We start from the raw sequence: 22,098 nt of genomic DNA on the forward strand, positions 1-22,098 counted from the left end.
TGAAACCCCGGCGGGACATCCAGGAGGACAGGCATGAAGAAGAAATCGAGTTTGCGCGCCCGCGCGTCGCGGCTGGGCTGGACCTGCTGCATGCTGTCCCTGTCCACCATCGGGCGCGCGGAGATCGCCGCCGATCCATCCCGGCCCTCCCCCCCGCCGTCCTCCGCATTGTCGGCGCCTGCCGCGGCGAGCGGCGGTGGCGAATCCTTCCCCGCGCTGCCGCAGGCGCCCGCCGGCGCGCCCAACGTGATCCTGATCCTCACCGACGACGAAGGCTTTGGCGCCGCATCCGCTTTCGGTGGGCCGGTGCCGACGCCGAACCTCGAAAGGCTGGCGAAGGCGGGGCTGAGCTATACGCGCTTCCACACCACCGCCATGTGCTCGCCGACGCGCGCCTCGCTGCTGACCGGGCGCAACCACCACGCCGTCAACATGGGGACGCTGACCGAATTCGCGCAGGGCAGCCCCGGCTACACGTCCGTGATCCCGGACAGCGCGGCGACCGTTGCCCGGATATTGAAAGGCAGCGGCTACAGCACGGCCTTCTTCGGCAAGCACCACAACATCCCGATCGGGCAGGATTCACCAGCAGGTCCGTTCGACAAATGGCCCACCGGGCTGGGCTTCGAATATTTCTTCGGTTTCACCAGTTCGGATACGGACCAGTGGCGCCCGACCCTGTATCGCGGCACCAACCCGGTCCCCGTCGACAAGGACCCGCGAATCCTCGACGAACGACTGGCGAGCGATGCGATCGGCTGGCTCCACAACCAGAAGGCCGCCGCGCCCGAAAAGCCGTTCCTGATCTACTTCGCGCCGGGCTCGACCCATACGCCGCACCAGGCGCCGGCGGATTGGATAGAGCGTTTCCGCGGCCGCTTCGCCAACGGTTGGGACCGGGTCCGCGAAGAAACCCTGGCGCGGCAGAAGGCGATGGGCATCGTCCCGGCCAGGACCAGGCTTCCGGCCTGGCCCGCCGATCTGCCGCGCTGGTCACAGCTCTCTGCCGAGGACCGCAAGGTGCAGGAGCGGTACATGGAAGTCTACGCGGCGATGCTCGCCTTTCAGGACGAGCAGATCGGGCGGCTGCTCAACGAGGTTGACCGCATGGGCCTCGCCGCGAACACGATGGTGATCTGGATTTCCGGCGACAATGGCGCTGACGCCGCCGCCGGAGCGGCGGGCAGCCTGAGCGAGAAAGGCGAGATAGCCAACAGGCATTCCACCCTCGCCGAACGCGTCGCGGCGCTCGATCAGTTCGGCGGGCCGGAACAGGCGATCAATTATAGCGCGGGCTGGGCGCTGGCGATGAACGCGCCATTCCCCTTCTACAAGCAAATCGCCTCCCATCTGGGCGGCACCCGCAACGGCGCGGTCATATCCTGGCCCGCGATGATCACCGGGCGCGGCATCCGGGGCCAGTATCATCACGTCATAGATATCCTGCCGACGATCCTCAAGGCGGCGAAGGTTCAGGCACCGGCATTCGTCGACGGCGTCCGGCAGCAGCCGATCGACGGCGTTGCGATGGAATATAGCTTCAACGCGCCCACCGCGCCGGACAGGCGGACCACGCAATATTATGAGATGCTGGGAAACCGCGCCATCTATCACGACGGCTGGCTGGCGAGCACCACGCCGCTGAAGCGGCCATGGGAGATAGGATTCGGCCCCACCGCGAACGAGAATCTTACGGCGCGATATGGGTGGGAACTCTATGATCTTCGATCGGACTTCAGCCAGAGCAAGGATGTCGCGGCACGCTTCCCCGATCGTTTGAAATCGATGCAGCTGTTGTTCGAAACTGAAGCGGCGAAATATCAGGTCAACCCGCTCGACGATCGAACCAGCGCATCACGCACCGCCGGCATACACAAGGCGTATGTCATAGCCCGCGATCATTATACCTTCTGGGGAACGGGCATCAGCCTGGCGCCCGATCTGGCCCCACAAATGGGGAACCGCACGTTCATCGTGGATGCTGACGTGGTGGTACAGCCCGGCAGCACCGATGGCGTGATCCTGGCCAATGGCAGCCGGCTCGGCGGGTGGAGCTTCTATGTCAAGGATGGGCGGCCCGCCGTCATGCACCTATTCTCGCAGCTTCCCGGCGACCAATTCGTGCTCAGTTCCCCCGCCCCGCTGCCGACAGCACGGCCCAGCCATATCCGCTTCGCCTTTTCCTATCTCGGCGGCGGATATGGCAAGGGCGGTGATGTCAGCATCAGCATCGACGGCAAGCCCGTTGCCTCGGCGCCGCTCGCGCGATCGATCGTGGTGCCGGCCGGCCACGGGGAGACGTTCGACATCGGACATGACCGTGGGGTGACCGTTACCGGGGCGGACGTCCCGAACAGTTTCCCGGGCGCGATCGACAAGATCGAGGTCCGCCTGGGCCCGGTCGGCAAGGCCTGGTCGGCAAGCGCGAAATAACGCCACGCACGGCGGGTGGCGAGACTGCCGGCGGGGCATCTCACCCCGCCAGGGTCGCCTTGTCCAGCTGACGAAGCGATTCAAGGCGGCGGACGAAAGATCGGCGCGACCACTGCAGGAAGATTATCGCCACTGGCGCCGCCACCGCCACCACGGTCGCGATCGAGTAGCCGACCGCCTGATCGTCCTGATAGAGATAATCGGTCAGGAAGCCGATGATGAAGCTGCCGCCCGCATAGGCCCCGACGCTCGAAGCGATCAGCGTGACCGCACCCGATCGGCCCCGCATGTTCGGCGGCGATATCATCTGCAACGCGGCCAGAAGCTGCCCGACCGCGCCGACGATGCCGCATTGGAGGGCGAACATCGCGACGTAATAAAGCGGCACGCTCTTGATCAGGAACCCGGCGACGCCAAGCGGCAGCGCGATCGCCAGCACGATCATCATCAGCTTCAGCGGAAAATCATAATGGCCCGCCCGAACCCGGAAATCCGCCAATGTCCCCAGCAGGATCGTGAACAGCGGCGTGCCCACGCCGAAAATCAGCCCCAGCGATTCGCCCACCTGCTGCGGTGACATGCCGAGCACCCGGCGCGCGTAGGTCGGGCCCCACGCGAGCGCCCCGTAGGCAGCGAGCCCGCACAGCGCATATCCGGCCACCAGCCCCCAGAACGCGGGACGGCACTCCCGCACGAACGCGCCATAAGCCGCCCAGCTGGGCGGCTTGGCGCCGCCACCGTCGACCACCGTCCTGCGCGGCTCCCGCACCATCAGGATGACGAGCATCAGGGCGAGACCCGGCAAGGCGGAAACGATCAGCACCTGGCGCCACGGCACCAATCCGCCGACGAGGAGATGCGGATTGACGGTGAAAAGGTTCAGCAGCCAGCCGCCCAGCGCCACGGAGATCCCGGTGGAGATCGCGCCCATGCTCATGTAAACCGAAACGGGCGCCGCGAGCCGTTCCTTCGCGAACAGGTCACCGATGATCGACTGCGCTGCAGGCGACGCCGTCGATTCCCCCACGCCCACGACCACACGGCTGAGAAGAAGCTGTGCGAAGCTCTGCGCCAGCCCGCAGGCGGCTGCCGCCAACGTCCACACGGCAAGGCTGAGCGACAGCAGCAGATGCCGGGGAGACCGATCGACCAGCATTCCGGAAATCAGGGCGAAGCAGGTATATGCCACGCCGAAGCTCAGGCCCTGTATCAGGCCGAACTGCGCGTCGCTGATCCCCAGATCCGCCTTAATTTCCGGGATCATCACCAGGATGATGCTGCGGTCGATCAGCGATACCGCGCCGATCAGGGAGAGCAGGGCCACCATGCCCCATTGCCTCCACGCGCTGTAGGGCTGCCGTCGCGCACCGCCCGAGATATTGCTACTGGCGATCTCAACCACTTTCAGCCCCCCGTTCCGGCGCGGATATTCTGACGATGCGTACCGCCGTCATCCGGTCGCATCATTACGAGCAGGTCGCCATAGCCCGCCTGACAGAAAAGTCATCCCGTCAGCTATCGAATGTGCAAAAACATCATTGTCGTCAGTCCGCGCTGTATGAAATAGCGGGCAGGCACAGATCGAGGAGGAGCGTCCGTTGGGGACCGTCGACGATGCAGGATCGGGGATGGGTTCGCAGCCTTCGCAGCCGCATCCCGGGATGGTGCATCTGAGCGGCGGCACATTCTCGATGGGATCGAACCGCTTCTATCCCGAGGAAGCGCCCGCGCGGCCGATCCGGGTGGACGGATTCTGGATTGATCGCGCGCCCGTCACCAACCGCGAATATCTGCGCTTCGTGCAAGCGACCGGACATGTGACCCTTGCCGAGATTGCGCCCGATCCGGCGGACTATCCGATGATGCCGGCCGAGATGGCGCAGGCAGGCTCGCTGCTGTTCCAGCGCCCGGCCGGCGCGGTCGACCTGCGCGACTTCCGCCAATGGTGGAGCTTTTGCGCCGGCACCGATTGGAGGCACCCCTGGGGACCGGGAAGCGGGATCGAAGACCTGGCGGACCATCCGGTCGTCCACGTCGCCTATCAGGATGCCGAAGCCTATGCGGCGTGGTGCGGCAAGGCGCTTCCGAGCGAGGCGGAGTGGGAGTTTGCCGCGCGCGGCGGCCTCGACGATGCCGACTATGCCTGGGGCGATTCGCTTGCACCGGAAGGCCGGATGCTGGCGAATTACTGGCAGGGCGAATTCCCCTGCGTCAACGATCTGCTGGATGGATGGGAACGAACGTCACCGGTCGGCAGCTTCCCGCCCAACGGCTACGGCCTCGAAGACATGATCGGCAACGTCTGGGAGTGGACATCCGATTGGTGGTCGATCCCCCGGCCGGCGAGGAAACGCTTCAAGGGCGCCTGCTGCGTTCCGAGCAATCCGCGCGGGGGCAAGCGAAGCGACAGCATCGAGCGCGGCGGCGATGCGCCGAGGATCGCGCGGAAGGTGATCAAGGGCGGCTCGCATCTCTGCGCCGCCAACTATTGCCGGCGCTACCGCCCCGCCGCACGGCATCCGCAGGCGATTGACAGTTCAACCTGCCATATCGGGTTTCGCTGCGTCATCCGCGAAAGCCGCTAAACCTGTTCCAATCATGCGATGGAAGCGTGCGCAACCGCAGGGGCCGCGCCTTCGAATGGCGCCGCGCCCCGTGCGACATGGCCCCCAGACGGCGACCAAGGATCAGACGATCAGGCCGGGGCGCTCGTCCGTATAGGCGCCGTTCTCGACGACCTTCCTGCCGTTCACGAAAACCATGGCAACACCCTTGGCGGTGTTCAGGTATCGCCCCGAACCGTCCGGCAGGTCGAACCTGCGTTCGGTGGGATTATTGTCTATCACGTCCGGATCGAACAGCACGAGATCGGCGTAGTTGCCGGGCCGGATAACCCCACGATCCCTGATGTTGAACTCAGCGGCGGGAACGCTCGTCAGCTTGCGGACGGCTTCTTCGAGCGACATGATCCCGCGCTCGCGAACCCAGCGCGCGAGCAGCGTGGTGGAATCGCCCGAGGTCGAGAACTGATAGAAATGCGCGCCGCCGTCGGAGCCGCTGGCCGGGCGCGTGTGCGGGTGGGTGAGGATCTGCGTCAGGCAATCCGGATCGGTATGGGCAAACCCGCGCAACGCGAACACCGTCCGCAGCTCGTCTTCCAGCGCGATATCGAGAAGCGTGTCCAGGAAATCCGCCCCGCGTTCAGCGGCGATATCCGCCACCAGCCGGCCTTCGAGCGCCCGCACGGACGGGGTCTGCGCCTCGAGCACTTCCGACTTCATGAAGCGATCGAGATGTCCTTCCAGCTCCAGCGAGGCGCGCAAAGCCGGTCGTTTCGAGTGATCCGAGAAATAAGCGATCCGCTCGGGCACCGACAGGTTCATCACGTCCTGCCAATGCGGCAACAGGAAAAACACGAAGAAGTTGGCGTTGAACTGCAGGAACTGGTCGAACGGCTTCGACGTCGTCTGCAACACGATATCCGCGCCCTCCGACTGCAGCCGCTCTGTCGTCGCGAGCATGCTACGATACACGGGGTCTTCCGCCGAAGCCGCGAACGCCCCCAGAGCCTCGACGTGAACGCCGGTAGCCTTCGATATCCGGCCAAGCTGCTCAAGCTCGCCATTGGGGTCGGACCCGGGGCCGAAGCGCAGGTTGCTCTGCAGCACCCCCCGCCCCTCTTCGACGAGCACCCGCGCCAGCGCGGTACGCTCTTCTTCGTCCGCCCAGCGGCTGCCGATCGGGACATTATTCTCGTCCGTATCGAGGAACGACATCGACAGGCCCACCGCGCCGGCGCGCAGCGCACCCCGCAACAGTTCGCACATCTGCGCGAGCTCATCCGCCGTCGCCGCCCGTTTCTGCGCATCCGCGCCCATCACATGGTGGCGCAGCGGCGTGTGGCCGAACAGCGGCGCGACGTTGACGCCGAGGCCGCCCCGGATACGATCGAGATAATCCTCGAAGCTCGACCATTTGAAATCGACCACATCGGCGTAATTGGCGAGCCGCAGGTCCTCCGCCTTCAGGAACAGCGAATGGATGACGTCGATCGTGCGCGCGTCGGCCGGGGCGAGCGTGAATGAGCAGGACCCGGTCACCACCGTCGTCGCACCGTGCAACGCCACGGGGTCGATCATCTTGTCCCAAATCACCTGCGCGTCATAATGGGTGTGCGCGTCTATGAAGCCCGGCGACAGCACCAGACCGCCCGCATCGATCACGGCGGCGGCGGCCACGTCCAGCGCATCGCCAGCGCGCGCGACCGCGACGATCCGGTTGCCCTCGATCCTGACCGCTCCCGCAAATGCCGGCGCGCCGGAGCCGTCTATGATCCGAGCATTCTCAATGATCAGAGAGCCCTCGCCCATGCCTCAACCTCCCATAAAAGCGATCCGCGCCGCAGCCCTTGGTGCCGGTGCGCGGAAATATGACATGTAGTCAGTTTGAACTCTCCAGCCGGTCCTGTCGAGAGTGTTGAGCGAATATCGCGGCCCGTTGCCGGCGAGGATCGATCTGTGTTTTCGTGACAACCGGCGAGGAGCCGCCCTCCGGCATGGCCCCGGAGTGCCCGTGAAGAAAATCGCTCAGCAACCGCTATCCCGCGAAGCTGCGCCAGAGCCGCCCGATCCGCTCGTCACGCGCCTGGCAATATGCCGCCGGCAGCCGGGATCTCGATGCCGCGCGCGCTGAAGACTTCCTCGGCGTTGCGGATGGCCTCAAGGCCGGCAGGCAACCCACAATAGATTATGGTCTGCAACAAGGCTTCCTTGATCTCCGCCACCGTCAGCCCGTTGTTCAGCGCACCCATCACATGGGCCTTGAACTCGGTCTGCCTGTTGAGCGCCGTCGTGATGACGAGGCACAGCAGGCTACGCGTCTTGCGGTCGAGCCCCGGGCGATCCCAGATCTCGGTGAAGCAATATTCCTCCGAAATGCGGCGCGCATCCTCGTTGAAGGCGTTGGTGCCCGCTTCGCGTTTCTGGAAATATTCCTCGCCGATGACCTCGCGCATGATCGCGCGACCAGTTTCCTGCCTTGTCGTCATAGTGCCTCCGTCCGACTGCGCCTGACCTCGGCCCCGTTCCAGCGCTCGAACAGGCGGATGAGCGCGGTATAGTCCTCGTCGGCCATGCCTTCGGCCTTGGCGATATCGAGGAACTGCGCCGCCGCGCGCGCCACGAAAAGCAGCGCACCGGAGGCTTCGGCCTCCTGCAAAGCCAGCTTCACATCCTTGCGCAGCAGGCCCGTCGCGAAACGGACCGCGAAATCCCGATCAAGGACCGGCGGGTCGATCCGCTTTTCGGTGACGTAGCTGCGGCCCGAGGATGCATTTATCACCTCCAGCAGCCGTTCGGGCGCCACCCCGCCCGCGACCGCGAGCGCCGTCGCCTCATACGCGCCCACCAGGTTGCTGGCAAACAGCATGTTGTTGGCCAGCTTGACCGTCTGCCCCTGCCCGGCCTTGTCGCCGACCACGAAAAGGTTCGAGCCGATGTGCCTAAGCGACGGCATCACGGCATCTATCGCGGCCCCGTCGCCCGAGATCATCAGCGTGAGCGTCCCGGCTTCGGCACCGGACGTGCCGCCGCTGACCGGCGCATCGACGAACGCTATCCCGCGCTCGCGCAACGCATCGCCGATCCGCTCCGACATGCGGGGTCCGGTCGTCGAAAGATCGACGATCGTCCGAACCGCGGACCCGTGGCACAGCCCGTCTTCGCCGAAGATGACCTGATCGACGACATCGGGCGTCGGCAGGCTGCAGAATATGATCCCGGCTTCATCGGCGACTGCGCGCGGCGAAGCGGCGGGACGTGCGCCCTGCCGTTGCAGCGCCTCCACCGAAGCCGGGTTGACGTCATTGACCACAAGGGCCGTGTCAGCCCGGAGAAGCCGGGACGCCATGTGGCGCCCCATGCTGCCCAGGCCGACGAAGCCGGTCGTCACCACTTACAGCGCGACCGTGAACAGCTTCATGACATCCGCCGAAGTGACCGGTCGCTTTTCAGCACCTTCCTTCGGGTTGAAGCCGCCGCGGCCCGCGACCGGGGCGGTATCGACATGCTTGGACCGATCCTTGAGCGCGCCGACCGTGCAGTTTTCGCGACCCAGAATCTCGCGGGGATCGTATCGGAACTCGCGGATGGTGTTCAAGTGCGTGATCTTGTCGATCGTTTCCTTGTCGAGATGCTTAACGCTGTCCCAGAGCGCATTGGCCGATCGCGGCCATACGCTGTCCGAATGCGGATAATCGCACTCCCAGCAGATCATGTCCGGGTTGAGGAAATCGATGTTCTTCATGCCGAAATCGTCGGAGATGAAGCAGGTGATGAAGTTGCTGAAGAACAGCTCGCTGGGCGTCTTGCCGCCGAAGTCGGCATGGGTCCAAGCGCGATGGTGCTTATAGGTGAACTCCACCCGCTCGAGCAAATAGGGCACCCAGCCCACGCCACCTTCGGCGAGCGCGATCTTCAGATTGGGGAATTTCTTGAATATCGGCGAGTAGAGCCAGTCGGCCGCGGCCACGGCGATCGACATCGGCATGGTCGTGATCCACGCGTCGATGGGCGTCTCGGGCGACGCATGCGGCGCCTGGTTGCCGGTGCCGATATGGGCGCTGATGACCATCCGCTCCTCTTCCATGACCGCGAAAAGCGGGTCCCAGTAGCCGGAGTGGATCGACGGCAGCCCCTTGGCCGAGAAGTTGTCGTGCAGCGATATCGTGCGCGCGCCCTTCTTGGCGATCCGCTTTGCCTCGGCGACGGCGAGATCGATATCCCATACCGGCACGATTCCCAGCGGGATGAAGCGGCCGGGGTTGGACCCGCACCAGGAATCGATCAGCCAGTCATTATAATATTGTAGGAGCGCCAGCGCCGCCTTCTTGTCGGTGGCGTCCGCGAAAAGCTGCCCAGCCGGGCCCACCGCCGAAGGAAAGCAGACCGAGGCGCAGACGCCGTCCGCATCCATATCCTCAACCCGCTTGTCGGGATTGAACGTTCCTTCGCGCAACTGCGAATAGGCGGTCGGCTCGAAACCGAACTCCTCCGGAGGCCGGCCGACAACCGCGTTCAATGCGATATTGGGCAGCAGCCGACCTTCATAGACCCAGGATTCCGCACCGTCCTTGGTGATGATCTTAGGGGCGAGGTCCTTCAGGCCAACCGGCACGTCGGCAAAGGTGGAGGGCGGCTCGACCAGATGATCGTCAAGACTGACGAGGATCATATCACGCATTTCCATAGCTACTCTCCGTATCAGGCAAAAAATGACTGGCCGTAATTTTCTTGGGATGCCCGTCGCCGTATTTTGAGTCAAGCGCCGTGCGGTAATTTGCCCTAGCCGATCTGCAGGCCGTCGCCGCGTCCCTGCCTCGGCCCATGGCTCGACGCGCCACCGTCGAGAGCGATCACCTGACCGGTAATCAGCCTGGACGAATCCGACAGCAGGAAGGCCACGACTTCGGCGACGTCTTCCGGCCGGCCGAAGCCGGGCACCAGCATATCGCGCGAAAACTCGTCGAGCGACTGTTGGGAGAAGGCGGCCTCCGCAGCGGGGGTGAGGATCAGGCCTGGCGCGATCGTGTTACACCGGATCTCATGCCGCCCGGCCTGGGTCGCGACCTGGCGCGAGAGCTGCACGATAGCGGCCTTTGCCGCGCCGTAGGCGGACATCGAATCGAACCCGAACAATCCGGCCATCGATGAGGTGTTGACGATCGCCCCGCCGCCGCGCCGGATCATTTCGGGGATCACATGCTTGCAGCCCAGCATCGCGCCGCGAAGCGATGCGTGCATCGTTTCGTCCCAGAAGCTCAGGTCCATGGAAGCGATGTCGCGATCACGGGCAGTGAATGTCGTCGCCGTGTTCGCCGCGTTGTTGACGGCAAGGTCGATTCCGCCGAACTTCGCCACGATCGCCTGGACGGCAGCGGTGAAATCCTCCTCGCGGCGCACGTCGAGCTTCAGCCCGATCGCCTCCCCGCCGATTTCGGTGATCTCAAGCGCGACCGCATGCGCGGCGTCGGGGTTCAGGTCGGTCACGGCGACGCTGCAGCCGGCCGTTCCCAGTCGTAGCGCGATCGCCCTTCCTATGCCGCTTCCGGCACCGGTGACGAGGGCGACCTTGCCGGATAAGTTGCGCATGAGAAAGCTCCCGATCCCGTGAACTAAAGCATGTACACGCCGCCATCCACGAACAGCGTCTGGCCGGTCACGTAGCGCGCCGCGTCGCTGGCGAAGAATACCGCCGCTCCGCCGATGTCTTCTTCCGGTTTCCCGATATAGCCGAGCGCCGAGCGCGCCGCCTGGCGTTCATATTCGCCAGGGCGACGTTCGAAGTCGCGGGCCATGCCATCGGTGAGGGCGACCGGCACGATCGCGTTGATCGATACGCCGCGCCCGCCGAGCTCCCAGGTGAGCGCCTTGAGATTGCCCCTCTGCATGCCCTTCGCGACGCCGTAGATCGACAGCGAGCCATGCCCTCTGACCCCGCCGTGCGCGAGCAGCAGCACCACCCGGCCTTTGCCGCGCTGGAGATGCGGCAGCGCGGCTTTGACACACCAGAACGTCGCCCTGCTGCCGGTCGCCACGACATCGTCGAACAGGTCTTCCGGCGCATCCGCGATCGGCGTGCGATCCGTCGCGCGGCCCGAAAGGGCGTTGTGAACGAGGATGTCGAGGCCATTGTAGGTCGAGACCGTTTTCCCGATCGCGGCGAACACCGATTGCTCGTCGGCCACGTCGGTCTGGACGCAGATCGCCTCCCCGCCGCCTTCCCTGATCCTGGCGGCGACCGGCTCGCCCGTCTCCAGCCTGCGCGCCGCGACCACGACATTGGCGCCGGCCTTGCCCAGTGCGAGCGCAATTCCCTCGCCCACGCCGCCGCCGGCGCCGGTGACGAACGCGGTGCGTCCCTTCAAGCTCAAGCCTTCCTCGATGGTCATGGCAGCATCCAGGCGCCGCCATCGGCGATCACCGTCTGTCCGGTCACGAGGCCGCCCTCCGGCGATGCAAAGAAGGCCACGAGCGGCGCGAGATGTCGCGTCGGTTCCGATGTGCCGACGGCGCGGAGCGCGGGGGGGACATAGCCTGTGCCCACCTCGGCCACCGCCGCAGCCACGGCAACGCCATCGGCCAGCGACGGCGCCGCGCAATCCAGCCCGACCAATACCGCGTTGACGCTGATCCCGGCAGCGCCCCATTGACGCGCGGCCACCTTACCGAGGATTCGCTGTCCCTCGACAGCGGCGCTGATCGCCGCCGTGCCGGGGCGCCCCGATACACCCAGGGTAGGCTGCACCAGAACGATACGGCCCCCACCATTCGCCGCCATGATCCGATAGGCCGCCTGCATCGCGAACATCGCCCGTTTGACAGGCGTTTCCGATGCCTCAATCCATTGCGCGGTCGACAGATCATCCACCGTCGCCATGAGAGGCTGATCCGGCAAGGCAGCCGCATGGATAAGCGCGTCGAGACCGCCGAGGATCGTCGCCACCTCGTCAAAGGCGGCGTCGGCGGCCGCCCGATCGCCGAGGTCCGTCTGGACGTGCGGAAGATCGCAGCCGTCCGGCCGCTCGCCAACCGTCACCACCGTGCCCGGCAAGGCGTTCGCGAGCGCGCCGCCCGGGCCGCTTCGCGTTGTTACAACGGCAACCTTCATTGCGCGGCTTCTCCTTGGAATATCTGTCTGGGCAACGGTCCGGGCACGGAAATCCGCTACACCGCATCCTGATTGGCAAGAATGGTCACCGTCTCGCTCGAAAGCGCGCCCCCATTGCCGTTGGCGACAGCGAGCTTCACATTCTCGACCTGCCGCTCGCCACATTCGTTGCGGAGCTGTTGCGTCGCCTCGATAAGGGTGAACAGGCCATACATGCCGGGATGGCAGAAAGAGAGGCCCCCGCCGTTTGTGTTGACGGGCAGGACGCCCCCCGGGGCGATCCGCCCTCCCGAAACGAACGAACCGCCCTCACCCTTCGCGCAGAATCCCATGTCTTCTAGCAGCAGGATCGTATTGATGGTGAACGCGTCGTAGATCTGGACGACGTCGATATCGGCGGGCGTGACACCCGCGATCCCGAACGCGCGCTCGGCGGCGCGCTTCGCCGCCGTGACGGTCAGATCGGGCATCTGGTCGATGCTGGCGTGCGTCACCTCGGCGGCCGAACCCAGCACATAGACCGGCGGCTTGCGCAGGTCCTTCGCGCGATCGGCGCGCGTGAGCACGATGGCCGCCGCCCCATCCGTGATCAGGCAGCAATCGCGCACGCCGAGCGGATCGGATACGATGCGGGCACCGACACAATCCTCGATCGAAAGAGGGCCGCGCATGAAGGCATCGGGATTGAGGTTCGCCCAGCCGCGCGCGGCGACCGCGACTTCGGCGAGTTCTTCCCGCGTAGTGCCATATTGATGCATATGCCGCGCGGTGGCGAGCGCATAGGACGACATCGGATTGATCGGCCGGTATGGCAGCTCGTAGATCGAGCTTTGCCGCATCTGCACGAGCTTGCCGCCCGCGCTCCGCTGGTTGCTGCCGTACATGATCAGGACGGTGTCCAGATAGCCCGCCTCCAGCATGAAGGCCGCGGTTATGACGTGGCTGTGGAAGGCCGATCCACCCGTGCGGTTGCAATCGGTGAACTTGGGCTGGATGCCGAGATATTCCGCCCCGGCCAACCCTGCCAGCGCATCGTCGGGAAGACAGATGAACAGCCCGTCTACGTCCGAAAGCGCAAGTCCGGCGTCATCCAGCGCGCGAACCGCCGCGCTCGCCGCGAGATCGAGCGGGCGCTTGCCCGGATTTTCGCCGATGCCAAAGGTGGCAACGCCTGCGATCGCCACCTTTGCGCGCGGAAAGCGGTCCATGACTATGTCCCCCGCCGATCAGGCCTGCGTGTTGAAGCGAGGCTTGCGCTTCTGCTCGAAAGCCGTGATCGCCTCGAGATGATCCTGGGTGGCCGCGGAAACGGCCTCGTAGGCCATGCCCGTGTCCATCATCAGCGTGGCGAGCTGCTTGAGCGGCAGCGTGTAGGTTTCCTTCGTCCAGCGGAGCGACCGCGCGGGAAGCTCGAGCAGCCGATCGACATAGGCGTCCACCGTCGCATCAAGCTCCGCGGCCTCCACCGATTTGTAGATCAGGCCGATATTCGCGGCCTCCGACCCGGTGATGCGGTCGCCCGTGAGGAGATAATGGCGCGCGCGTCCGAAGCCGATGAGCTGCGGCCAGATCACCGAGCCGCCATCGCCGGCTATGAGCGCCACCGCATTGTGGGGGTCGGCGATCCTGCTGGTATTGGTCGCGATCGCCACGTCCGCCAGCAGAGCCACCGTCGCGCCGAGGCCGATCGAATCCCCGTTGATCTTTGCAACGATAGGCTTGTCGCACTCCAGCATGGAGCGCACCACCCGCTTCGCTTCGCGTACCGCGGCGTACATGAGCTCCGGACTCTCGTGATTGGCGCGCATCGCGGGCACGTTGCCGCCCGCGCTGAAGGAATGACCTTCGCCGGTGACGACCACGATATCGCTCTCCGCATCGAGCGCCGCCGTCTCGAATACGTGCGAAAGCTCCGTATGAGACTGCGCTGCGAAGGCGTTGCGGCTGTCGGGCTGGTTGAAGATGACATAGAGAGCGCGGCCCCGGCGCTGGAAGCGAATAGTCTGATAATCCTCGATCCGCACCAAATTTTCTCCCGGACAGGCGCTGCGCGAGGCACATAGCTAACTATAAGACAGTTATGCGTCAACGGAAAACGAGAAGGTGCCAGGCGGGCGCCGGCGCATAGTCCACGCTTGTGGACGGCCCCTGCCGAGGCGCGCTTACCCCGAATATGCTGCTTCACCCGCGGCCGCTGGTGCGACTATTGACTAGGCTTCAGTTGACTTCATCGCTGGCGTTCATAAAGTCGTGCTTTATGCGCGCGCCCATCGCCGTGCATCCGGTTCGAAGAATTTCAGCGAGTAAAGATCGAGATGGCGACACAAGCGTCGGGTACCAAGGATCTGAAGAAAAAGCGAGTCGGGGGTGGCGCGCGGCCTAGGGCTGATCTCCCTGCGCAGGACGAGTATAGCACCGAATTCAACAAGCATGGCCAGAAGCTCGGGGAGAAAGGCCGCCGTACGCGTGAAGCATTGACCAATGCGGCGCGCCAGCTTCTCCGCGAGAGTTCGCCGCTTGATCTGAGCGCGGTCGCCATTTCGCGCCAGGCCGAAGTATCTTCGGCAAGCTTCTACATGTATTTCAACAGCGTTCGCGATATGCTCTATCAGATGAACGAGGCGATCAGCGAAGAGATTGCGGAGCTGGTTCCGTTCCTGACCCGGAAATGGGATGATGAAGATCCGGCGGCCGATGCCTTGAAGTTCGTGAAGAAATTTCAGGAAATCTGGTCGCAGCATCGCGAAGTATTGATGTTTCGCAATATGGAGGCCGATCTCGGCAACCCGCAGTTCGACAAGCTCTGGCGCGCGACGCTCCGTCCGCTTGTCGCCCGCATCGGTGACAAGATCAAGGAACAGGCGCAGACGAAGGGCAAGTTCATCTCGGTCCTGGACTCGCGGAGCCGGGCCGTAGTGCTCACCTCGGCGCTCGAACGGATCGCCGCCTGCGACGTGCGGGTCATCAACGAGGAACTCGGGATGGACCGGGTCCAGAATAGCCTGGCGGACATGATCGTTAAGGCGATCTACTGCGTCGAATAGGGCCGCCGGCACGATTTAATTGTGCGGCCGGCACGGCCGCGACTGGTTCTAGGAGGCATTTTTGAGCACTTCGCCTACGCCGGAGGCAGCGCCCCTCCGTGGCCTGCGCGTACTGGACATGACGCGCGTCGTCGCGGGCCCACTTGCCGGACAGATACTTGGCGATCTCGGTGCCGATGTCATCAAGGTCGAACGTAAAGGCGTGGGCGACGAGAGCCGCCTCGTCGGCCCGCCCTGGATGCCGAACCGCGAAGGCGAGGAGTCGACCTATTTTCAAGCCGTCAACCGGAACAAGCGGTCGATCGCGATCGATTTCGCGCACCCACGAGGCGCTGAAGTCATCCGCAGCCTCGCGCGGGAAAGCGACATCCTGCTGGAAAACCATCGCCCCGGTACATTGGACCGGTACGGGCTCGGATACGAGAAGCTGCGGGAGATCAACCCTCGGCTGATCTTCTGCTCGCTGACCGGCTTCGGACAGACGGGTCCCTACGCGGATCGTTCGGGCTACGACTATCTCATCCAGGGCATGGGCGGGCTGATGAGCGTCACCGGCCTGCCGGACGGCGAGGAGGGCGCGGGACCGATCCGGGTGGGAATACCGATCGTCGATATCGTCGCCGGGCTAAACCTGACGATCGGGGTACTGGCCGCGCTCCAGCACCGGAATCTGACCGGCGAAGGCCAGGCTGTCGATGTCGCGCTTCTCGACAGCGAGCTGTCGGTGATGCTCAACGCCGCGTCGTCATGGCTGAATTCCGGTCAGCTTCTCGGGCGTTCGGGAAATGATCACCCCAGCGCGACGCCCTATGGGATCTTCGATGCCGACGACGGGCAGATGATCATCGCCATTTTCAACGATCGCGAATTCGTGCGGCTGGCCCATGCGCTGGATCGCCCGGAATGGGCGGAAGATCCGCGCTTCCGCACCGGCGGCGCGCGCGTGGCGCATCGCGCGGAGATCAAGGCCGCAGTGACGTCGGCGCTGAAAGGCCGCCCTCGCGGCGAGTGGATGGAATTGCTCAATGCGGCCAAGGTTTCGTGCGGCCCGATCAACGACATGGCGGATATAGTCGCCGATCCCCACACCCAGGCGCGGGGCATGGTCGTCGAGCAGGAGCATCCGGTGATGGGCAAGGTCCGGTCGATGGGCGCCGGCTTCAAGCTTTCGGGCTCTCCGGTCAGCTACCGCTACGCTCCGCCGCTCGCGGGGGAGCATAGCCATGAGATCCTTCGCGAGGTGCTCGGCATGTCGGACGAAGAGATAAAGCGGGACGTCGAGGCGGATGTCGTCGGGTGAGTGAGGCTGCCCTCCCGACGCCCGGCGGCGCCAGCTTGACAGGGCGCGATCGCCAAGCCATCTAAACGGAATACATGTCAGCTATCCAGCCGGAGCGGCCGGCTCGGCGCTGTCCGCCTTCCGAGGAGTGCTATCTTGGCGACCCCAGTCATCGTCAGCGCCGTGCGTACTCCCATCGCCACTGCCTTCAAGGGCAGCCTGGTGCATACCTCGGGAGAGGAGCTGGCGAAAACCGTCGTCGCCGCCGCACTCGAGAGATCCCGGATCGACCCGGCGATGGTCGAGGACATCATCCTGGCGGAATCGCTATATGGCGGTGGCGCGGTGGCCCGCCATGCCGCGGTGGAATGCGGCATGAACCACGCTGCCGGCGCCGCCGTGAACCGGCATTGCGCGGGAAGCCTTACCGCCATCGGCTTTGCATCCGCTTCCATCATTGCCGGAATGGAACAGGCGATGATCGCGGGCGGCGTGCAGTCCACCTCCACCGGGCCCCAACTTCGCTATCGAAAGCTGGGCACGTTCGACCAGTTCGAAGATGTGCTCATGCCGCCGACACACCCGGATACCCCTGACGCCCCGAACAAGGACATGTCGATTACGGTCGGGTGGAACACCGCCAGGGAGATGGGTCTGTCGCGCGAAGAAATGGACGCGTGGGCGCTGCGTTCGCACCAGCGCGCGGTCGCGGCGATCGACGACGGCCTGTTCGCCGACGAACTGGTTCCCGTGTCGGCCCGTCAGACGGATAACAGCTTCTCGATCTTCGCCAGCGATGAGCACCCGCGACGCGACACGTCCATCGAGCGGCTTTCCTCGCTGAAGGTCATCCATCCTGAGATCGATGGTTTTTCGATCACGCCCGGCAATTCGAGCGGCATCAACGACGCGGCAGCGGCCCTGACGCTGCTGGACGAGGAGCTGGCGCGTCGCGAAGGCCTGGAAGTCCTCGGGCGGATCACCGCTTGGGCATCAGCCGCGGTCGAGCCGGCACGGACCGGCATGGCCGTGATCGAAGTCGTCAACAAGTTGCTGCGCCGTGCGGGCATCGGCGTGGTGGATGTCGACCTGTGGGAAATCAACGAGGCCTTCGCCTCGGTCCCGCTCGCCGCGTGCAGGCGGTTCGGCATTTCCGAAGACAGGATGAATATCCACGGCAGCGGGTGCAGCCTCGGCCATCCGGTCGCCGCCACGGGCGCCAGGATGGTGACGACACTGCTCCACGACCTTCGCCGCAGCGGCGGGGGGATCGGTGTCGCCGCGATGTGCGCGGGCGGCGGTCAGGCCGGCGCGGTGTTGATCCGCGTCTGAACGCGCACCGCGCGATTTCGTGCGGGACATTTCCATGATAGTCATTCACGCTGGGCAGTGGCAGAGCAGCGGCCCTTGACATCGGAGGCGCCGCGAGGTGAATAGGTGACAGTTATAGTCGCCTGCCCTGCATGCGCCGTCGGTCGGCATAAAAATCACGCAGGGTAGGTTTTTAAGATTTTGCCGCGGCGCGCCGGTTTGCGCATCTGCCGCATTTTGCTCAGGAGATGATATGACGGGTTCGGTGGTTGCGCCAACACACAAGATCAAGGTCGGCGTGCTGTTCGATCTTTTCTTCGGTAAAAGCCCCGAGCCATGGGGCAACGACATCGACGTGCTCGATGCGATGCGCATCGTTTTTGACGAGGCGTTCGAAAAGAAGCTCGTCGACCGGCCGATCGAGATGGTCGTCAAATATTGCGAGGGCCTGCCGCGCGGCGCCGTGCAGGACGTGATCAGGACCTATCAGGAGCTGGTCGACGAAGGCTGCATCGTCATCTATGGCCCTCTCATCTCCGAGAATGCGCCCGATCTGGCGGAATATATCAACGAGAAGGGCCATGTTCCCGCCATCGGGATGATGGGAACCGAGGACTTCCTCGGCGAGTGGACGTTCCAGCTTTCCAATGGATCGCTGCCGGACGAGCCCTATGTCATCGCGAGCATCATGGCCCAGCACGGGCTGACGAAAATCGGCGTCGCCATGGAGAAATCCATGATCGGCCAGCAATATCTCCACTGGCTGCGGCAGGCCTGCATCATCGAGGGGCTCGAGATCGTCGGCGTCGCCGGCGTCGCGCAAACCGGTGAAGACATGGTCCAGGAAATCACCACCCTGCGTGACAGCGGCGCTGAAGCGGTGCTCCACCTCGGTTTCGGCTGGGCGATCATGGGCATCAACAAGGCGATGCGTGAAATCGGGTGGGAAGTTCCCAAATATTGCATGACCGCCTGGGAGGTCAGCCTGCTCGACGAAGAATTCTATCGTGAGACGATCGGCTGGATCGGGCTGGAGCAGTTCGACGAGGAAAATCACCTCGCCGTCGAATTCCTCGACAAGTTCGAGATGCGCTATGGCCGCCGTCCGGAATATTTTATGCCGGGTTACGGGGCGGATATGGGCAACATCATCGTTCAGGCGCTGGTCAATGCCCATCCGCTGTCGCCCCGGGGCGTGCGCGACGGCATCAAGACCATCCGCAACCTTCCCGCCCACAGCGGCGCGCCGGGCACGCGCATCTCTTACGGCAAATATCGCCACAATGGCTGGATGGGCGCGGGCTTCCTGATCGCGCGTGAACACGCACCTGACGGCCCACGCGGCAAGACGATCTTCCGCGGGCGTATCGCCGCCCCACGCGGCGCCCGATAAGCCTGCCGACCACGCCGCCTGACCACCATGCAAGCATGTGGGAAGGCGGCGAGGATCTAACCTGCGGGTCGGCCCGCCGCGCGAAAATGATCGCGGGCCGATCCGCAGAGCTGAAGCAGGACACCCGCTTGGGGGCAGCCCGCGCTTGGCCGCGGTCCTGAAGCAGGCTTTCAGACAATAGCGGCCTGCTCCCACGCCCGTCGTGGACCGGAGAGCTACCGTCGACGGCGGGCGACCCATAAAGATAGATATCGCCCTGGAGCGAGGACGGGACCGGATTTCGCGAACGCCGGGGACGCTCGGCTTCACGCGGAGAAACCGCCTCGGCCCGACACACGCCGTGGTGAGCGCAAAGCCTGCCCAGGCATCAAGCATATGGCAGATCTTGTGGCGCACCGTGCACCCTCGCCCTGCCTGATCGAACCGCTGTAGAGCCAGCTGCTCGCTTCAAGTCGCGCACGGCATCATCGCGAAGCTATCGCCAATATTCAGTCGCGCACCAGCAGCAGCGCCGAGGCGATGTTGCCGCCGCCGTTGGTGATGACCGCCGTCGACGGATCGCCGCCAATCTGGCGCTCCCCCGCGCCGCCGCGAAGCTGCGTCACCGCCTCGTGAACGAAACCGAAGCCGTGGGTGCGCCCGGCGGAGAGCTGGCCGCCATGTGGATTCAACGGCAGCTCCCCGTCCGGCGCGATGCGATGGCCGCCAGCGATGAAATCCAGCGCCTCGCCTCGCCCGCAGTAGCCGAGGGCCTCGATCCAGAGCACGGTCAGAAAGCTGAAACCGTCATAGAGACAGGCGACGTCGACGTCATTGGGCTTCAGATCGGTTCGTGACCACATGCGCTCAGCCGCCGCCGAAGCCATGAAACGCGTCGGATCGGGCTGCTGATCCCAGCTATCCCGCCCGATCAGCGTACCGCAGGCGGCCTCGATCCGGATCGCCTTGCTCCGCAGGTCGGGTGCGGTATCGCGATGCGAAATGATGAGAACGGTCGATCCATCGATCGGGACATCGCAGTCGTAAAGGCACAGCGGTGCCGAGATCATGCGCGCCGCCATGTAATCGTCGAGCGACAGCGCCTCGCGATAGATCGCGGCGGGATTGCGCGCAGCGTTCGCGCGCGCGTTGAGCGCTATCGGAGCGAGATCGGCGCGCGTCTTGCCGAATTCGTGAAGATAGCGTTGCGCGATCATCCCGACCCAGTTGCTGGCCGAAACAGCGCCGAACGGCGAGAGCCATTGGAAAAGGCCATCGACGCGCGCCGTGCGCTGGCCGATCACGCTCGATCGCTCACCCTTTGCCATCGCCGAGCTTTCGGTCATGGTGCGGAAGCAGACGACATGCCGCGCCTGCCCGGTCGCGACCGCCATGCAGGCATTTATGATAGCGGAAAGCTGCGACGCTTCCGGCCCGGCCGAATAATAGTTCAGATCGAAGCCAAACGCCTCTTTCACCTCACCGATCGACACAGGCGAGAAGCCGGGAGAATCCGGCATGAACCCCGGCCAGCTTGTCATGCCATCGATGTCGGACGCGGCCAGCCCGGCATCGTCGAGCGCGCGCTCTATGGCATCCACCGTCAGCGTCAGGCCCGGCACGTCGAGCCTGCGACCGATCCTGGACTGGCCGATGCCGGAGATGATCGCCTGCTTCTCGCCATATTTCATGCGGCGTCGTCCTCGATCTGGAACAGCGGGAGCCACACATCCTCGCGCCGTTCAAAAACCACGCTCACCCGGCTCCCGATCAGCGCTCCATCCGGCATCGGGCCATCGACCAATCGGGACGTCAGCCGCAGACCAACCTGCTCGTCCAGTTCGACCAGCACCAGCGTGTACGGCACGATCGTGTCGGGCGCCCATGGCTGATGATTGACGGTGTGGCTGACGACCGTGCCCCGTCCCGTGACCGGCGACCATTGCAGGTCGCGGCTGCCGCAATCGGCGCAACGCACGCCTGGCGGGTGCCGCCATCGGCCACAGGCGGTACAGAGTTGCATCTGGATGACGCCGGTTTCCCCGCTCTGCCAGAACGGGCGATTGATCGCCCCCAAGCGCGGCAACGCATCGGTCATTAGGCCGTACTCCCCTGGTCCGCCGCTGCGGCCACGCCTTAGCTATATTCGATGAAACCGTTCTTGAGCACGATGACGTCGCGCTCCACCACGCGCATGACGAAGCTCGCACATCCCTCTTCCTCGATCCACAGATCGAGGCGGATCGTCTCCCCGGTCATGATCGGGCCGGCATACCGGACCCCAAGGCCGCGGAATCGCGCCGGATCACTGTCGCACACCAATCCCATCGCGGCCCGCCCAGCCATGCCGAACGAGCAGACCCCCCGCAGCATCGCCTCGCCATCGGGCACCGGGACACCTACCGCCGCGACGAACTCGGGGCCCAGCAGATACAGAGGATCGGGATCGCGGGCCGTCGCGAGCTCGATGCTGCGATCTGGCGCGCGACCCTGCGGCGCGGCGCGCGGCGCGGGCGGGGCGCCGGGATCGCCCGGACCAAAGCCGCCATCGCCCAGCAGGAAGGTGCCGACCGAAACCGTGGCGATCGGCGCGCCATCGGCGGTGAACAGGCGGTTGCTTTCGTACATCAGCGCGCCGCGCCCGGGGCCCTTGTCATAGACCGCGTCGACCGATCGCCGGGCGCGAACCGTCGCGGCCTCGGGCAGCGCGCCATGCATCCTAATCGCTTCCTCGGCGTGGACCGTCTTCGTCCAGTCGATCCCCGTGCCCGGAGCCTTCGTCCACATATCGCCGAGCCCGAGCATGATCGCATACATCGGCAGCACATGGAAACCGGCGCTGTCGGCGCCGTAGCGCGCCTCGCGATCATGAAGGGGGCCAGGCAGCCCGACACCGCATGCCCGCGCGAACCGGGCCGCGTCCTGCCGGGTATAGCCTTCCTGAAGCTCCTCGAAGGGCCACGCCTTCACCGCATCGAAATTCAGCATGCTCG

General features: G+C 64.7%; 19 protein-coding genes. 6 read left to right on the top strand and 13 right to left on the bottom strand.

The window, feature by feature from the left end; genetic code table 11:
- The first annotated feature begins 33 nt into the window (after positions 1-33).
- Positions 34-2,433 carry an arylsulfatase gene (locus BSL82_RS11715; RefSeq protein ID WP_226998450.1) on the top strand — a complete coding sequence of 800 codons (2,400 nt, stop codon included), beginning with the start codon at positions 34-36 and terminating at the stop codon, positions 2,431-2,433.
- A 40-nt stretch (positions 2,434-2,473) separates the two neighbouring features.
- On the opposite strand, the gene BSL82_RS11720 is transcribed toward BSL82_RS11715, so the two are convergent.
- A complete protein-coding gene (locus BSL82_RS11720; protein WP_158010863.1) occupies positions 2,474-3,835 on the bottom strand; it encodes an MFS transporter in 1,362 nt (453 codons plus the stop codon).
- Between the two features lie 226 nt (positions 3,836-4,061).
- Here BSL82_RS11720 and BSL82_RS11725 point away from each other — a divergent pair, with 226 nt between their 5' ends.
- Entirely contained in the window at positions 4,062-5,018 is a 957-nt protein-coding gene (locus BSL82_RS11725; RefSeq protein WP_503660809.1) for a formylglycine-generating enzyme family protein, read from the top strand.
- A gap of 102 nt (positions 5,019-5,120) precedes the next feature.
- Here the strand turns inward: BSL82_RS11725 and BSL82_RS11730 are convergent, their stop codons facing one another.
- The 9 genes from BSL82_RS11730 to BSL82_RS11770 all read right to left on the bottom strand — a co-directional run bounded on the left by BSL82_RS11730 (position 5,121) and on the right by BSL82_RS11770 (position 14,123).
- On the bottom strand, positions 5,121-6,803 hold the full coding sequence (locus BSL82_RS11730) for an N-acyl-D-amino-acid deacylase family protein (RefSeq protein ID WP_072597684.1): 1,683 nt from the start codon (positions 6,801-6,803) through the stop codon (positions 5,121-5,123).
- Between the two features lie 266 nt (positions 6,804-7,069).
- A complete protein-coding gene (locus tag BSL82_RS11735; protein WP_072597685.1) occupies positions 7,070-7,480 on the bottom strand; it encodes a carboxymuconolactone decarboxylase family protein in 411 nt (136 codons plus the stop codon).
- Positions 7,477-8,382, bottom strand: a complete 906-nt coding sequence (locus BSL82_RS11740) for an NAD(P)-dependent oxidoreductase (RefSeq protein ID WP_158010865.1) — start codon at positions 8,380-8,382, stop codon at positions 7,477-7,479. The genes BSL82_RS11735 and BSL82_RS11740 overlap by 4 nt, the downstream gene beginning before the upstream one ends.
- 3 nt (positions 8,383-8,385) lie before the next feature.
- Positions 8,386-9,678 carry an amidohydrolase family protein gene (locus BSL82_RS11745; RefSeq protein WP_072597687.1) on the bottom strand — a complete coding sequence of 431 codons (1,293 nt, stop codon included), beginning with the start codon at positions 9,676-9,678 and terminating at the stop codon, positions 8,386-8,388.
- A gap of 95 nt (positions 9,679-9,773) precedes the next feature.
- The gene (locus tag BSL82_RS11750) at positions 9,774-10,580 is read right to left on the bottom strand and encodes an SDR family NAD(P)-dependent oxidoreductase (RefSeq protein ID WP_072597688.1); all 807 of its coding nucleotides are present in this window, start codon (positions 10,578-10,580) and stop codon (positions 9,774-9,776) included.
- Positions 10,581-10,603: 23 nt separating this feature from the next.
- Positions 10,604-11,380 (bottom strand): SDR family NAD(P)-dependent oxidoreductase, encoded by a 777-nt coding sequence (locus BSL82_RS11755; protein WP_083579186.1) that lies wholly within the window; start codon positions 11,378-11,380, stop codon positions 10,604-10,606.
- Positions 11,377-12,099, bottom strand: a complete 723-nt coding sequence (locus tag BSL82_RS11760) for an SDR family NAD(P)-dependent oxidoreductase (protein WP_072597689.1) — start codon at positions 12,097-12,099, stop codon at positions 11,377-11,379. Before BSL82_RS11760 ends, BSL82_RS11755 begins: the two co-directional genes overlap by 4 nt.
- 56 nt (positions 12,100-12,155) lie before the next feature.
- Positions 12,156-13,307, bottom strand: coding sequence for a thiolase family protein (locus BSL82_RS11765; RefSeq protein WP_072597690.1), 1,152 nt, complete (start codon positions 13,305-13,307; stop codon positions 12,156-12,158).
- An 18-nt stretch (positions 13,308-13,325) separates the two neighbouring features.
- Positions 13,326-14,123: an enoyl-CoA hydratase/isomerase family protein gene (locus tag BSL82_RS11770; RefSeq protein ID WP_072597691.1), complete on the bottom strand. Its 798-nt coding sequence runs from the start codon at positions 14,121-14,123 to the stop codon at positions 13,326-13,328.
- 291 nt (positions 14,124-14,414) lie between these two features.
- On the opposite strand from BSL82_RS11770, the gene BSL82_RS11775 reads away from it, so the two are divergent.
- From BSL82_RS11775 to BSL82_RS11790, 4 genes are all read left to right on the top strand, one after another.
- Complete coding sequence (locus BSL82_RS11775) at positions 14,415-15,143, top strand: TetR/AcrR family transcriptional regulator (protein ID WP_072597692.1); 729 nt, start codon at positions 14,415-14,417, stop codon at positions 15,141-15,143.
- A 61-nt stretch (positions 15,144-15,204) separates the two neighbouring features.
- Positions 15,205-16,443: a CaiB/BaiF CoA transferase family protein gene (locus tag BSL82_RS11780; RefSeq protein WP_072597693.1), complete on the top strand. Its 1,239-nt coding sequence runs from the start codon at positions 15,205-15,207 to the stop codon at positions 16,441-16,443.
- Between the two features lie 135 nt (positions 16,444-16,578).
- Entirely contained in the window at positions 16,579-17,754 is a 1,176-nt protein-coding gene (locus tag BSL82_RS11785; RefSeq protein ID WP_072597694.1) for a thiolase family protein, read from the top strand.
- Positions 17,755-17,986: 232 nt separating this feature from the next.
- The gene (locus tag BSL82_RS11790; protein ID WP_072597695.1) at positions 17,987-19,126 is read left to right on the top strand and encodes an ABC transporter substrate-binding protein; all 1,140 of its coding nucleotides are present in this window, start codon (positions 17,987-17,989) and stop codon (positions 19,124-19,126) included.
- 488 nt (positions 19,127-19,614) lie between these two features.
- On the opposite strand, the gene BSL82_RS11795 is transcribed toward BSL82_RS11790, so the two are convergent.
- Genes BSL82_RS11795 through BSL82_RS11805 form a run of 3 tightly spaced genes read right to left on the bottom strand, consistent with a single transcriptional unit; the run spans position 19,615 to position 22,093 of the window.
- Entirely contained in the window at positions 19,615-20,796 is a 1,182-nt protein-coding gene (locus BSL82_RS11795; RefSeq protein WP_072597696.1) for a thiolase C-terminal domain-containing protein, read from the bottom strand.
- Entirely contained in the window at positions 20,793-21,203 is a 411-nt protein-coding gene (locus BSL82_RS11800; protein WP_072597697.1) for a Zn-ribbon domain-containing OB-fold protein, read from the bottom strand. The genes BSL82_RS11795 and BSL82_RS11800 overlap by 4 nt, the downstream gene beginning before the upstream one ends.
- 38 nt (positions 21,204-21,241) lie before the next feature.
- Entirely contained in the window at positions 21,242-22,093 is an 852-nt protein-coding gene (locus BSL82_RS11805; RefSeq protein WP_072597698.1) for an FAS1-like dehydratase domain-containing protein, read from the bottom strand.
- Positions 22,094-22,098: the final 5 nt, after the last annotated feature.

This window comes from Tardibacter chloracetimidivorans (assembly GCF_001890385.1).
Taxonomy (GTDB): domain Bacteria; phylum Pseudomonadota; class Alphaproteobacteria; order Sphingomonadales; family Sphingomonadaceae; genus Tardibacter; species Tardibacter chloracetimidivorans.